The following is a 13,931-nucleotide window of genomic DNA, read 5'->3' on the forward strand; positions in this document are numbered from 1 at the left end:
TTCAATCGGTGTTCCTCTGTCGTTGATGTAAGGGCACGATACTATCGTGCTCTAGCAGGTTAATCTAAAGCACAAAAATTTAATATCGTTTAGAAAAATGTTTGCTACAAATACCATTCTCGTTCCCCCCTTAATAAGCCTGAACTCATACGAGGAGGTTAGGGGGGTAAATATGTAGCGTTATTTGGGCGAATTGCTATAACCCAAGAAGACTAGAAACTAACCCTTTTGATCAGGCAAAACCAAATCTGTAATTAAAGGTCGATGATCTGAACCGACATATGACCCAGCACGAATTTTCGCTACTTTAATTTCTGGACTAATCAAGCAATGATCGATGGGAATCGAGAATAGCCGAGTGAACAGAGCGGGCATTTTGGAATAAGGGGGATAATTCGTTTTGAGCGGCCATGTTGGCACGAGTCCGAATCCTTGACGAGCATTTTTCAGCCCAGCCTGACTCATTAACCGTTTATAGTAGGGCGACCACATCGTAATATTTAAATCACCCGTCACAATCACTGGGGTTGAAAGAGATTTGATATATTTGCCGATTGCCTCTAACTGCTGATTACGGGCTTTAAATAAAGCAGACTTAATGGGTGGTGGTGGATGAGCCGCAACCAGGGAAACGATTTGTCCATTAATGTTTAATTTTCCTACTATACTGGGATTTTGAGTTGTGCCCAAAAAAGCGAGAGAAGCATTTTCTAGAGGGCGCTTGCTATAGACTGCAATACCGAGATTATAGGGATTCGCTTTAACAATCGCATAGGGCAGAATATCTTTTAAGGTATCTAACTGTTTGACCCAGTCTTGATGAATCTCCATAAAAACAGCGACATCCGGTTTTTCTCGCCGAACGAGTGACAAAAGCTGAGGATACTTCTGATTTTCAACATTAACATTGGAACTTAAAACTCTTAACTTAGCTGGATGATTGATTTCTATCCGCGTTTGAGGAATGTACCAAGGAGCAATTTCAGCTAAAACAATCGATAAACAAAATAAACTAATAATAATTAAGTTTTTATGGCGAGTTAATAAAAGCAAGCCAAAGAGTAATAAATTTAATAAAAAGTACTGAAACTTAAAAGGAGAAAGAAGCTCTAAGAAAATATTCCATCTCAAGGAGCTAACAACAGAAATTAGAGTGGTGACAATAATCCCCAAGCATAAAGCATAGGAAATAAAGTGAATGAGGGGCTTATTGTGCGGATTTTTATTGAAGATTTGCATGATAAGAAGCCAGTTCAAAGTAGGGACAAGGCATGACCGATATTGCTTGTCAGCCACGATTTTACGGTTGCCATGCCCCTGCTGAAAATGGCGAAATTATGTTTGGACAAACCCTAAGTACCAGGAGTCGGTGCAGTTGAATTTCTAGGAGCCACCTGAGTACCAGGAGTCGGCACAGCTGAATTTCCTGGAGCCGTATTGGTTCTAGGAGCCACCTGAGTACCAGGACTCGGCGCGGCTGAATTTCCTGGAGCCGTATTGGTTCTAGGAGCCACCTGAGTACCAGGAGCCGGTGCTGCTGAATTTCCTGGAGTCGTATTGATGTTGGGAGCCACCTGAGTACCAGGAGCCGGTGCTGCTGAATTTCCTGGAGTCGTATTGATGTTGGGAGCCACCTGAGTACCAGGAGCCGGTGCTGCTGAATTTCCTGGGTTAACCCCTGATTGTCCGGGCAAGGGCGGTGGGCTGCCTGGGCTAACACCTGGTACTCCTGGCAGTAATTGTCCTGGATTACCCGGAACTTGTGGCTGAGCGGGATTGAGCGTGCCATAAGGATAAGTCCCAAGGGAACCCTCACCTGGGTAAGGGGTGTAGCTAGGAACACCGGTGGCGGGGGGTGCCGCCGGACTGAAGGCAGACGACTGATTGGCTTTCCCAGGAATGGTAGCTAGTGCTACGCGCTCGCCCCCTTCTTGCCTCAGCAAATCTAAAACCTGCACAACCTGGTTATAACTGGCATTCGCCGAAGCATACAGAGCCATCAACCCCTCTGGATTCTTTTGCCGATAGTCTCGCAATCTTTGCCGAAACTCCTTGTCCGTCGGGACTGGCTGCTTGTCAACATAAATTTGACCGAGTTCGTTGAGGCTCACGACTAAAATCTGCCGTCCCTGAGGCTTCCCAGTACTGGCTTTGGGTACCGCGATATCGACGTTTATGGCTTGCTGGCGAGACAAACCCACGGCTGACAGCAGGAAAAACGTCAGAATACAAAAAATGACATCAATCAGCGGAACCAAGTCAATCCGAACATCTTCGGATTGGGTATCTATCCGAAGCCTGAGAGGGCGGGGTGCCACCTGAGCCGGATTGGGAAGAATTTTTTTCTGAGAAGGAAGAATTTTTTTCTGAGAAGGAAGACCTTTTTCCTGAGAAGGAAGAACTTTTTCCTGAGAAGGAAGAACTTTTTCCTGAGAAGGAAGAATTTTTTTCTGAGAAGGAAGAATTTTTTTCTGAGAAGACATAAGTTACTCGATCCGTGCTGCCATACTATCGTCACGATTCGCTCAAAGGTACTATCGAGTCCATTTACTTTTCAGAGACTTCAGGAATCTCTGCCGAATTCAGCTTCGGGTAATTAGAAGTGTCAGAATTGTCAAGAGTGTCGGAGATTTCGCCTTGTAACCAATCTTGTCGGTAGAGCAACTCTAACTCACTCCCAGCTTTGCGAAAGATTCTGACCTGGTTGTACCACAACGCTTGAAAAAATCGATAGAAAACCAGACTGATAATCGCGACAAACATCCCTGCCGCCGTGCTAATCAGCGCTTCTCCAATACCCGTCGGCACACCAGCCACAGAAGCGGTTCCTAAGTCACTAAAACTAATTGAACGCAAGGAGCGAATCAAGCCAAGTACTGTACCCAGTAACCCCAGTAGCGGTGATATCGTAATGATGGCTTCCATGAGCTTGTCTCCCCGGCGCATTAAAGCCAACTCATCATCCGCCGCTGCCTCCAATGCCAGCCGAAACACTTCCGGGTCAGGGTTAACTAACCGTAAGGGAGCATATAAATATCGTCCTATGGGCTGTCGCCTGCCTTCAAGAGCCATCTCTGCGGCAACTTGCCAGTTAGTCTCTGCTGCATCTAGCACACGCTCGAAAATTCTGCGTTCTCTCCACAGGACGCTTGTCCAAAACCACATACGTTCCAAGATTGTGCCCAAAGCGAGGATCGATAAGACCAACAATGGCCACATTACTGGTCCGCCTTTTTCCATGATGTCCCTAATATCCACTGTTTGTTCTTACCTCCCTTGACTGAATGAACACATGTGGTCATTGTAAAGATGCAAGCCATTCCAATTCTATGGATTTCGAGCAAGTTGCAAAGAGGCTGACCTCATTTTTTCTCTAATAGTTCACTAACCTAGCTCCACTGTTGCACCTGCATAACCCTCTACAGTCGCATCTAGGGGCATGAGAGCTTCCGCAGGGGGCAAGTAACCAGGGAGCAGAGGAAGCGTTCTTCGCCACATCTGATCCAACCCTTCTTCCGCAACCTCCAATTCCCATTCCCCATCCTCTGTGCCCATCCTTTTGTTGGTCAACACTCGACAAAAGCAGGGGGGTTATCCACACCGGAAGTTGCTGAGGAGATTTGGCAATATTAATAGTAACTAGAGGGTAGACATATGAACAATTTTCCCCAATCAATTTACAACTGGTATCGCAATACACTTCGCAATCCCAAATATCGTTGGTGGGTCATTTTGGGTTCGCTACTTTACATCGCTAGCCCTTTTGATATTTCCCCTGACTTTATCCCCATCTTCGGGCAAATCGACGATGTTGTAATTTTGACATTGTTGGTTTCCGAAGTTTCCCAGTTGCTCATTGATACAGCCAAAGCTCGCAAAGGTGATGGTGAAACAGTGGTTGCCAGCACCGAAAACACCGCAGATAAGACGGTGGATGTCGATGCTGTATCGGTTAAGTAACGGCTATCTGCCCTAAAGCATTGCTCCCTTTCCGCAACAAAATAGACTATCGGGGCACGCCACTCATGAACTCTGCCGTGCCCCCAGTAAAGGGTAGAGAGAATCACTCACCCCGTAGGAGTGGGGCAGAAGGCTTTGGGAATATTTCTAAAAACGAATAACCAACGGCTTCCGAGCGGGTCTACTCTGTTAAAAGCCACCTGAACGATGGTGTGTGAGTTTGAGCAATTCAGCGAAGCTATCGAAATTTTATTGAAAAAATATTACAATTTGTTCAGTTAACATTGCAAGAGGCAATCGCCTTTCTATCAGCAAGTATCAGCAATCTGTCCGCTGGTTGCCTGGAGAGTTAAAAAGAGGAAATTACTGTGGAATCTACCATAAACTGCGCCGAAGCCTGTATTAACGGCTGCGTTTTAGGAGACAAATGCCCTAACCAAGAATTTGCAACAGAAGCGTCCAAGTTCATCCAGGAGACTTCGCTGGATAGGATGATAGAAATGGCCGAAGAGGCCCGACGTAAGAAGATGATGCAGCCTCCTCAATGGGTGATTCCAGACTTTCCCGACTAGGACGATTCGCACTTGTGTGAGGCGAGTTGTAGCCGCCTAAAAAATTTATTAATTCATCTAACTTGAGTCAAAGGACAACGGATCGAAGCCAGTGGAATTTTAAGGTTGACGGTTGTACCAACTCCCACTTGACTATCAATTGAAATTTGCCCTCCTTGTAAGTCTAGACACTGTTTAACAACGCTGAGACCTAAGCCTGTCCCCGGAATATTGGCTATGTTTTGGCCGCGATGAAATAGCTCAAACAGATGGGTTTGGTCTTCTAAAGGAATGCCAATCCCTGCGTCTTGGATTTGGAAAATAGCCTCTTTTGGGCTACAGGTCAAAGCGAGATGAATTTTACCTCCTTGAGGCGAATATTTAATAGCATTAGAAAATAAATTAGTCAAGATACAACGGGTTAATTTTTCGTCAAGACAGGCGATCGGACACTGCCTCTGAATGGTTAAACTAATTTGATGCTTAGGGTCAGCGTTAAGTTGCAAATCTTCTACCAAAGAACGACAAAATTTTTCCAGTTCGAGTGGCTGAGGATGAAACTCTAATTTGCCGCTTTCGGCTCGATTAATGGTTAAAAGGTCGTCCAGCAATTGAGTCATGTTTTTAGCGGCGGTTTCGATGCGACCGAGATTTCTCAGTTTTTTTTCTTCCGTCCATGCCTGAGTGTAGGATTTGAGTAATTGGGCGCTGCCTAAAATCGTACTCAAGGGGGTGCGAAATTCATGGGAAACCATGGAAAAAAAGCGGAGTTGAACTCTTCTGAGTTCTTGTTCCGCTGCCAAAGCACGGCGAATTTCTTCAGCCTGCTTACGCTCCGTGATGTCTCGTAGCACAGCGAGATGCCGCCCCGGCAAAAAACTCGTTTTAGCCGCATACTCAACGTCTCGCACTGTACCATCGGGACGCAAGATCCGCAGTTCTCCCCTTCCTTGCCCCAGTACAACCACCGTGCGCCATACCCGTTTAAAATCGCAGTCGGGTGCGATCAAATCGGCAATCGGCTGACCTAGGAGTTGAGAAAGTGGTAAGTTAAAAAGCTGGCAAGCGGCAGGATTGACCTCTACATAAGTGCCCTGATCATCGATAATGGCGATCGCATCCAGTGAACTCTCGAAAATAGCTCGTAACTGCTGCTCCCTGGCAAAAATTTCGGTAATGTCCATAGCGGCGCAGGTAATGCCAGTAATATCTCCCTTTGACCCCAGTAACGGCTCTACAGTTAGCTCGTAGTGGCGAATTTCGCCGTTGATGCTTATAGAGGTTTCTTCTCGGCTTCCCACCCCTGTTGTCAACACTTGGCGCTTGATGGCTGTGAGTCGTTGACCATCCTCAGTGCCAAACAGTTCACAGTCTAACTTGCCCACAACCTGATCGAAGGAGAAACCCAGGAGGGAATTATAGAGCCAAGTGAAGCGTAAGTCGATGTCCTGATTGAAGACTGTGATGGGCGAATTCTTCAGCGCCACCCGGAAGCGTTCCTCGCTGGTTCTGAGTGCTTGTTCGGCGGCAATTCGTTCGCGGATTTCAGCTTGTAGAGAGGCGTTGATGCGAGTTAACTCGGCAGTGCGCTCGCTCACCCGAATTTCGAGTTGATCACGAGCTTGGCGCAGGGCATTCTCCGCTTCCTTGCGCTCGGCAAGTTCCAATTGTACCTGTTGATAAAGGTCGGCTTGGTGGATGGCGATCGCTAACTGAATCGCTAATTGCTGGAGTAAATCCATCTCTAAGGGCTGCCATTGCCTGGGTTGAGAGCAGTGATGAGCAATCAATAGCCCCCAAAGTTCTCCCTGGTACACAATCGGTACAACCAGCTTAGACTTCACTCCCCACTGTTGAAGAAAGCCAATCAAGCACGGTGAAACCTGATCCGTTTCGGGATGAACAACGGCACGCACTCGCCCCTGGCAGTACAAATGATGATATTCTGGCGGAAAAACTTCTGCCGGGAAGGTGTGTCCCAGAATTGTCAAACAGCCAGGAACCACGGACTCGGCAATCGTACTGCCAGTGCTATCCGACCCAATCCGATAGACTAATACTCGATCCACCTGAAGAAATTGCCGCACTTCTTCCACAGTGGTGGCAAGAATCAGATCTAGGTTTAATGTTTCTCGGATGCGTTGAATACTGGCTGCAATTAATCGCTCTCGCTGTACTCGCTGTCGTTCGTGCGCCTGTTGTAACTCGGCGGTGCGTTGCTGCACTCTTAATTCCAATTGCTGGTTTAATTCCTGGAGGGCAAGTTCTGCCTGTCGGCGCTGAGCACCTTCATGTTGCAAGTCTTGCATCGCCGCTTCCAGTTGTGCGGTGCGTTGTTTCAGGACTTGTGTTTTCTGGAAGAGACTAATCCATGCCGTCACTTTAGAGCGCAAGATTTCCGGGACAATGGGCTTGAACAAATAGTCCACCACGCCCAGAGCATAAGCTTTCAATACATCAGTCTCGCTGGGATGGCTTTGCGGATGGGGCTTGCTTGGCTTTCCCCGTAAAGATTTTTGCCGAATATTGCCTGAACTACCTCCCGCTTGTTCACTATTGCTATCTGCCATAAAAAGTACTGGAGTGTCCCGCCCATTCGGTCTGTCTCGAATCCGCTTTGCCGTCTCCAATCCATCCATTTCTGGCATCTGCACATCCAGGAGAATCAAAGCAAACTCCTGATTCCGTAAATATCTCAGCGCTTGTTCACCGGAATCGGCTTTCACCAAATGCTGCCCCAAACTTTCCAATATGGCCTCTAACTCCAGCAAATTGTGCGGTTGGTCATCAACCAAGAGGATATTCACGTTAGCTTTATGCCCCATAGTTTCACCCTACCGATTGAGGGAGTACTGATGTACAATAATCCTAGTTCATAAAACCTTGATTAAAGTCCTATCTTTATCCTTATTATTGGTGTTCTTTAATCCTTAATCCTCCACCATTTACCTGCGATGAAAGTTCTTCTCGTAGAAGATGATGAACTCCTAGCAGGAGTTGTCGCAGAATTCCTCACTGACCACCTGCATGTAGTTGAGGTTGTTACGGATGGAGAGTCCGCTTGGAATCAAATCAGCGCCCTTGAGTATGATTTAATTTTGCTCGATGTCATGCTGCCCAAGCTGGATGGTATTCGCCTCTGTCAGCGATTGCGTTCCCATGGCTATTCTGTACCCGTTTTAATGATTACAGCTCGCGATACAAGTACTGACAAAGTCCTGGGTTTAGACGCTGGAGCTGATGACTACATGGTCAAACCCCTTGATTTTCCTGAGTTACTGGCGCGGATTCGTGCGCTGCTGCGGCGGGGAAGTTCTGTCTCATCTCCCATTCTGGAGTGGGGAGAGTTGCATCTTGACCCTGCCACCTACGAAGTCAGCTACCAGGACAACACCCTGCGCTTAACCCCCAAAGAATATAAACTTTTGGAACTACTGCTACGCAATGGGCGACGGATTTTGAGCCGCAATACAATCATTGAACGGCTTTGGTCTTTTGAAAATCCGCCAGAAGAGGGTACCGTCAAAACTCACATTAAGAGTTTGCGAAAAAAACTCAAAATTGTTGGCGCTCCCACTAATTTGATTGAAACGGTTCATGGTATCGGTTATCGCCTGAAAGAACTGACCTAGAGCGTGGGAAAAGTATTCGAGCTATGAGTAGTCAAGCCGGAAAAAAGGAGAATGCTGGATAGCTTAAGTTACCCTTTTAGCCTTTGGTGGCTTGAAACAATGACTTGAGTGATGTTTTAAAGGTTTCACAAAAAAAGAAAAGAGTGGAGTCGTTTCACACTCTATGCTTCACACTTCATTCTTTATCCTTTCTTCTCGTTTTCTTTCCGAATTCTCCACGATTTTTTTACTAAATATCTGTAAGATGTGAAGGCATGATTTCTTGTCTTGATTCGACCCATGATCAGTAGATCTTCATCGGGATAAATTTTCAAGAGTCCAGCCCAATTAAACCTTAGTCTGCTTATAAGTCAGGGACTAATTGTCATCAAATCCACACCTAAATTTTTTATTAAGGGAGGTGTTTCGGTATTGAGGATAACGATAGATTGATCAGGCGGAAAGTTATCTATAGCCCTTCTCGATTGGATGAGGTACACTTTTTTGACCTCTCTGGACAACCTCTCTCCACCTCTGGGTAACCCTCTTCTGTATAGGAGAGGGAAGCGGATAATTTTTTTGAGCTGAGTGAGGCTTTGATTCTTACTCCCCTTCCCTCATAGGGACCCAAGCGACCAAAGCCAAAGGTGAGGATGAGGAGGTAGGGAGTTAGGTTATGCGGATGTACACGCGCTTAACTGAGAACTGCTATATATTTATTCGCTTCCGCCTACGGACTACAGATATCTTTAATTGACTAGTCCTGAAATTGGTGCGACTGAGTGAACAATTACGGTCAAGAGTTAAAAATCTCAACAATTCTGGTCATTGATGATAATTTTTTATTTCTAGAAACTCTTCTAGAGTTGCTGGAAACGCAAGGGTTCCAAGTGATTGGAAGTCAAAACGGTTTTTTAGGCTTGCAATTAGCGGAAGAACAGATACCTGATGTGATCATTTGTGACATCAGGATGCCTGAACTGAATGGTTATCAAGTTTTGATGAAACTGCGCCAAAATCCAGTTACAGCCAAGATTCCGCTTATTTTTATCACGGATAAACCCATTGATCATCCCCAGAAAGTGATTCAGGAGATGGGTGCGAATGGTTATCTGATTAAGCCGTTTTCAACGACCCAATTAATCTTGACCATTAAGGCTCAACTCGAAGCCCCTTAGGTTATTACCCATTAACCTTTATGGATTACTCTTTATTCTGTATTCGCTTCAACAACTCATAAAAAGGTTGCCAATTATCGTCCTCGGTAATAGCGTGCCAAATTTCCTCAATTACAGGTCGCAGTAAAGCCGTCTTCGGATTTTTATCCCGCAAGCGTTGGGCAACATGTTCCAACTCATCGGTTGACAAATCCTGCAAAATATGGTGATATAATTCTCTCCATTTCCCTAAAGATGACGGTGATTCCGTGAAGGGTAAAAAGGACTCCCCAGTGAGAATTTGACCTAAATTATCCCTCCAACTAGATTCAAACTGCTGAGCTAATTCAGCGAAGAAAGCATGGTATCCCATCTGACTATCTTGAAGGAATTGAATCGTTAACCCCAATAACTCCTCCGCTTGCGATTCCGGTAGCTGTTCAAACCCTAACTTATTAATCATTAACTGCCGATAATTCCGGTAGTAATGCTCACCAAAGGTTGCCAATGCGGCCTCCATATCCGCCTGGGGAATTACAGCCGCTAAAGGTCGCTGAAGCATTTCCAAATTCCAGCGACAAATTTCAGGTTGATAGCCGTAACAGTAGCGCCCGTAATAGTCAAAATAAGCAGCAGTAAACGCTGGGTCATAGGTCGGAATAAAGGCATAAGGCCCATAATCAAAACTTTCACCCGTAATCGACATATTGTCAGTATTTAAGACAGCATGACAAAAGCCTGCTGCCATCCACTGCGCCACCAGTTGAGCGACTCGTTGCACTAACTCGGTGTAAAACTGGATGTAGCGCTCGCATTCATCTTGACCTACTCCTGTCTCCCCAGACATAAAAGTTTCTTCTTGCTCTCCCCCCTGAACACGGGGGGTAATCTTGGGATAATACTGCTCAATAACGTGGTCTAACAGCTTTTTAATTAAATCTGGACGCTTAAAGTAGTGCAACCGTTCAAACGTGCCAAACCGAATGTGAGAACGGGTGAAACGCACCATTACAGAAGAACGGGTGGGAGACGGTTCATCACCCCGCCACAAACTTTCCCCCGTTTCAATCAAACTCAAACAACGAGACGTGCGGACGCCAAGATTGTGCAACGCTTCCGCCGCTAAAACTTCCCGCACACCCCCCTTGAGCGTGAGTCTCCCATCCCCACCCCTAGAGTAGGGGGTTGTCCCAGAACCTTTCGTCCCAAAATCATAAAGTTCCCCATCGACACCCCGGACTTGCCCATAGAGAAAACCTCTGCCATCCCCTAGCCTGGGGTTATATTCGCCGAATTGATAGCCGTGGTAGCGCAAGGCTAACAAGGGTCGCACTCCCTGAAATTGGCCAAAGGCTTGGATAAAATCCGTGTCCGTAACCTCTTGAGGATTAAGTCCCAGTATCGGTAAAACTTGGTCGTTGCGAAACCGCAGGATATGGCGAGGAAAATTGGCGGCTGCTACTTCATCAAAGTAGTCATATCCCAAAGATTCCAGAGCGGGTTCGTAGTTGAGGGAAAGAAACATATCAACGATAAAAGATGATAGCAGTACACTTGAGCATAGCGAACGTCAGCTAGGAATTGAGAATGCGAGATTCGATTATGTTCCAGGAGGACGCCTATGTTGTTCTGGAAACCAACCAGCCTGAACAAATCCTCACCCCTGAAGAGTTACTCGAAAAACTCAAGGCGGTTTTGAGCCAACGCCAGGATGATTTGCCGCGTGATGTGCAGAAGTTTAGCGCCCTACAGGAGCAAGCCCAGTATCTGATGGAAACCTCATGTGAGTTGGATGTCGGGCCGGAAGGGTACTTACAGTGGTACGTCGTGCGGCTGGAAAAGTAAGTTTAGCTCGTGACGGGTTGGGGTGTTGCAATCAGCGCCACATCCACACGGTTGTCTTCAGCTTGTGATAAATCCACTCGGATATCCGGCCCGAAGAATTTTTCAATCTTCTCTCGCTTTTGTTGCCACGTCTCGAAGGGAATCAGGGGCGACTCAAATTCTAAGATGAGTGTGTAAGCCCCATCCACTTCGGTTTCTCGTAACCCCACAAGCAGCGGTCTTTCCTCATCCGTAGGCGATAGTTTCAGGCTTTCGAGGGAGCTATCCAGATGGGCTGTTTGACCGTAACGATACCGTGTTACATCTTTACGAATTTGGTTTTGGGTGGAAGTGGCTTGAATATCTCGGAGTTTGAGTACGGACGGAGCTGTGGGTTGGCTCAAGCGTATCGGCTTTAATTCAGAGGCTTTGAGGGCAAGACCCCCCAATAAAATGGGAATTCCATAAAAGAATCCAACCAGATTCAAGGTGGCATTGCCAGTAGCATAGGCAACAAAACCCATCAGGGTGAGAATGCCACCTATCGACAAACCTAACGTTCCCAAGGAAGTTTGACGTAACATCGTAATTAAGTTATTTCTCCAGGAATCACTTCAGCTTTATTATCCTTGCCTGTGGGTGAGATCTGGAGTGTATTGCACAAAGTCAGTCCTCAGGATGCCGCTTTGTTTCTCAGGTTCGGAGCAATAGGGAGTGTACAACTGTTTATGACCCAGAGACTTTGTGTAAAGGGTAGAAATTTTTTAAGTCAGGTTTTGGGTTGCCGACGCTATTTTTCCAGAACGGCTACGCTAACGCAGCGGCTTTGTTCACAGCACGCTGATTGCAGTGTTTAGGCATTAAGCACCACGAGTCATAGCTAGAACGACTCCGATCATGATAAATCAGTCGCCTTTGTCTGCTGTCCTCAATACCAAAGTAGAGTTTTTAAAATGATCAAACAAGAAAATCAAAAAACGACAAGAAAAAATAGTGTAATTTTAGACCAGCTCAATTCTCTGCAACAAGAGGATGAAACGCTGTATAACATCTTGGCGGTGGATGTCTGGGCTTTAGCTAAAACGATGGATGAGTTTCAACCAGGCTTCTGGTCGGCTTTTATGAAAAATCGAGAGAAAGCCCTCAAGCGGTTTATTTCTGAGGTCATCAAGAACAAGCCAACGAATCCTAAGCGTCCTCCCTTCCTGCGCTAGGCTTAATTTGTAGGCAGATAAGTGTGAGGTAAAGTAAGCCCATGATGGACCCACAAACGCTTCGGGAACGGATTACTCTAATTGAAAGCCATCGGGAGTCTCTGGTGCAGCTTTTAGAGAAACCCGACCTAGGTACCCTGAGAATCGATGTGAATCAGGCGCTGGAAGAACTAGATGACTTGATTGAAGAGTTTAAGCTTACTTTTCCCCAAGGGAGAGGAACTAACTAAGATCTCATCCTTTGATCAAGCTAAAACTAAAGCTAAAGATTAAGCCGCTCTTTTCGGTTTTTTACAGAGCGGCAATTTCTTATCAGCGCTCTTAATCGTTGCAGTTCGTATTCTCTGTGCCGTCTAATGGGTTGGTTTTGCGGTCACCCAGTTGCTTGACTAAGTTGATGAGGTCTTTGGTGGCGGTGTCTTTTTTACAAAAAACATCGATTGGCGCGGTTTGGCTCATGACCTCTAACTGGGGGTCTTCCACTGAGGAGTAGGCAATGATTTGAGTGGTAGGTTCGATGCTTTTGATATGACTGGACGCGCTCAAACCATCCATGACGGGCATTTGTAGGTCGAGGATAATTACATCGGGGCGATAACGCTCAACCATCTCAATGGCTTCTTTGCCATTGCTAGCAAGACCAACGATATCGATATGGCTTTGTGCCGAAAGCGCTAGCTTCAGGCTGACACGCGTTAATTCATGGTCATCAACCACAAGTACACGTAATATGGGATTCTGACAGGACAACATAAGCTAATACTGGGGGTAATGTTAAATCACCATCTGACGCTTCTTAGTGTAAGCGGATGAAGCTTTTACTTCCTCTACCGTTCGAGTGAATCAATTGATACAAACTCGGTTTCGACTACTGTAAGTAATACTTATAAAGTAAAAGTGAAGATTATGAAACGGGTCGAGCAATAAAGTTTTGATGAAGAATTCCCTCAAGTTGTCATGATTTCTGGTATTGAGTGCAGTAATAGCTGATATTTGCCTGAATGGGTGGATGAATTTCTTTGAAGGCTGGTGCGTCCCGCTTCTGCGCTAATGCTAACCCGTCTTAGGGGTTATGCCAAGTGAGCGATCGCGATTTAGGTTCAGCCATTTTTTGCTTGCTGTAAAATTCTAAAAGTATTAGGTTTATATCAGTTGAGTTATCGCATCACTCAGTGTGGCAAATCCTCGTTGCTCTAAAAAGTCTTGATCTTGAATTACGAAGTGTAACTTTTGATGTAATCATGCTTCGCAAGATTTCCAGATTTACTCCAAATTACCCAATTAACTGCTAGACAGGGAGTGCGATCGCCTTCACTGCCTATCCAACAAGCGCAACTTCTGCGAAAGCCTAATATAGTGCACCCAAGGTTGTTCAGATAACTGTGACACCGCATTAGCAGACAGCGTTGCCGTCAACACATCCCGTCCCTTCGTAACGTTAACACCCAAGCTTTCTAAAAAAGCAGTAGCCTTTGCGTCGGGGACTGGCTCAGTGTGAATAAAGACAACTAAACTCTGTTCTTCTGAGTCTTGAACTTCATTCAGCGCCATAGCCAACGCTGTGTCCAGTTTCTTATAATTCATTGCCCATTTTTTGAATTAAATACCTTCCAC

At 45.9% G+C, this 13,931-nt stretch carries 16 protein-coding genes; 7 read left to right on the forward strand and 9 right to left on the reverse strand.

The window, feature by feature from the left end:
- Positions 1–219: 219 nt before the first annotated feature.
- The 4 genes from NDI48_06245 to NDI48_06260 all read right to left on the reverse strand — a co-directional run bounded on the left by NDI48_06245 (position 220) and on the right by NDI48_06260 (position 3,573).
- Positions 220–1,239 (reverse strand): endonuclease/exonuclease/phosphatase family protein, encoded by a 1,020-nt coding sequence (locus NDI48_06245; GenBank protein MEP0830809.1) that lies wholly within the window; start codon positions 1,237–1,239, stop codon positions 220–222.
- Positions 1,240–1,352: 113 nt separating this feature from the next.
- Positions 1,353–2,483, reverse strand: a complete 1,131-nt coding sequence (locus tag NDI48_06250) for a biopolymer transporter ExbD (protein MEP0830810.1) — start codon at positions 2,481–2,483, stop codon at positions 1,353–1,355.
- Between the two features lie 64 nt (positions 2,484–2,547).
- Entirely contained in the window at positions 2,548–3,258 is a 711-nt protein-coding gene (locus NDI48_06255) for a MotA/TolQ/ExbB proton channel family protein (GenBank protein ID MEP0830811.1), read from the reverse strand.
- A 126-nt stretch (positions 3,259–3,384) separates the two neighbouring features.
- Positions 3,385–3,573 carry a hypothetical protein gene (locus tag NDI48_06260; GenBank protein ID MEP0830812.1) on the reverse strand — a complete coding sequence of 63 codons (189 nt, stop codon included), beginning with the start codon at positions 3,571–3,573 and terminating at the stop codon, positions 3,385–3,387.
- Between the two features lie 81 nt (positions 3,574–3,654).
- On the opposite strand from NDI48_06260, the gene NDI48_06265 reads away from it, so the two are divergent.
- A complete protein-coding gene (locus NDI48_06265; GenBank protein MEP0830813.1) occupies positions 3,655–3,960 on the forward strand; it encodes a YkvA family protein in 306 nt (101 codons plus the stop codon).
- A 368-nt stretch (positions 3,961–4,328) separates the two neighbouring features.
- Positions 4,329–4,532 carry a hypothetical protein gene (locus NDI48_06270; protein MEP0830814.1) on the forward strand — a complete coding sequence of 68 codons (204 nt, stop codon included), beginning with the start codon at positions 4,329–4,331 and terminating at the stop codon, positions 4,530–4,532.
- Positions 4,533–4,585: 53 nt separating this feature from the next.
- On the opposite strand, the gene NDI48_06275 is transcribed toward NDI48_06270, so the two are convergent.
- Positions 4,586–7,336: a PAS domain S-box protein gene (locus NDI48_06275; protein ID MEP0830815.1), complete on the reverse strand. Its 2,751-nt coding sequence runs from the start codon at positions 7,334–7,336 to the stop codon at positions 4,586–4,588.
- 129 nt (positions 7,337–7,465) lie between these two features.
- Between NDI48_06275 and NDI48_06280 the strand changes: the two genes are divergently transcribed.
- Entirely contained in the window at positions 7,466–8,143 is a 678-nt protein-coding gene (locus NDI48_06280) for a response regulator transcription factor (protein MEP0830816.1), read from the forward strand.
- A gap of 761 nt (positions 8,144–8,904) precedes the next feature.
- Entirely contained in the window at positions 8,905–9,300 is a 396-nt protein-coding gene (locus tag NDI48_06285) for a response regulator (GenBank protein MEP0830817.1), read from the forward strand.
- A gap of 25 nt (positions 9,301–9,325) precedes the next feature.
- Here NDI48_06285 and NDI48_06290 read toward each other — a convergent pair whose 3' ends face one another.
- Positions 9,326–10,804, reverse strand: a complete 1,479-nt coding sequence (locus NDI48_06290) for a YdiU family protein (protein ID MEP0830818.1) — start codon at positions 10,802–10,804, stop codon at positions 9,326–9,328.
- Between the two features lie 62 nt (positions 10,805–10,866).
- On the opposite strand from NDI48_06290, the gene NDI48_06295 reads away from it, so the two are divergent.
- Positions 10,867–11,124, forward strand: a complete 258-nt coding sequence (locus NDI48_06295) for a chlororespiratory reduction protein 7 (GenBank protein MEP0830819.1) — start codon at positions 10,867–10,869, stop codon at positions 11,122–11,124.
- 2 nt (positions 11,125–11,126) lie between these two features.
- Here the strand turns inward: NDI48_06295 and NDI48_06300 are convergent, their stop codons facing one another.
- Positions 11,127–11,687, reverse strand: coding sequence for a DUF2854 domain-containing protein (locus NDI48_06300; GenBank protein MEP0830820.1), 561 nt, complete (start codon positions 11,685–11,687; stop codon positions 11,127–11,129).
- Between the two features lie 369 nt (positions 11,688–12,056).
- Between NDI48_06300 and NDI48_06305 the strand changes: the two genes are divergently transcribed.
- Both NDI48_06305 and NDI48_06310 read left to right on the forward strand, forming a co-directional pair.
- A complete protein-coding gene (locus tag NDI48_06305; protein MEP0830821.1) occupies positions 12,057–12,317 on the forward strand; it encodes a hypothetical protein in 261 nt (86 codons plus the stop codon).
- Between the two features lie 44 nt (positions 12,318–12,361).
- The gene (locus tag NDI48_06310) at positions 12,362–12,547 is read left to right on the forward strand and encodes a hypothetical protein (protein ID MEP0830822.1); all 186 of its coding nucleotides are present in this window, start codon (positions 12,362–12,364) and stop codon (positions 12,545–12,547) included.
- 91 nt (positions 12,548–12,638) lie between these two features.
- Here NDI48_06310 and NDI48_06315 read toward each other — a convergent pair whose 3' ends face one another.
- Both NDI48_06315 and NDI48_06320 read right to left on the reverse strand, forming a co-directional pair.
- On the reverse strand, positions 12,639–13,070 hold the full coding sequence (locus NDI48_06315) for a response regulator transcription factor (protein ID MEP0830823.1): 432 nt from the start codon (positions 13,068–13,070) through the stop codon (positions 12,639–12,641).
- 558 nt (positions 13,071–13,628) lie between these two features.
- A complete protein-coding gene (locus NDI48_06320; protein ID MEP0830824.1) occupies positions 13,629–13,901 on the reverse strand; it encodes a hypothetical protein in 273 nt (90 codons plus the stop codon).
- Positions 13,902–13,931 lie beyond the last annotated feature (30 nt).

The sequence above is a fragment of the Microcoleus sp. AS-A8 genome (assembly GCA_039962225.1).
Classification (GTDB): Bacteria; Cyanobacteriota; Cyanobacteriia; order Cyanobacteriales; family Coleofasciculaceae; genus Allocoleopsis.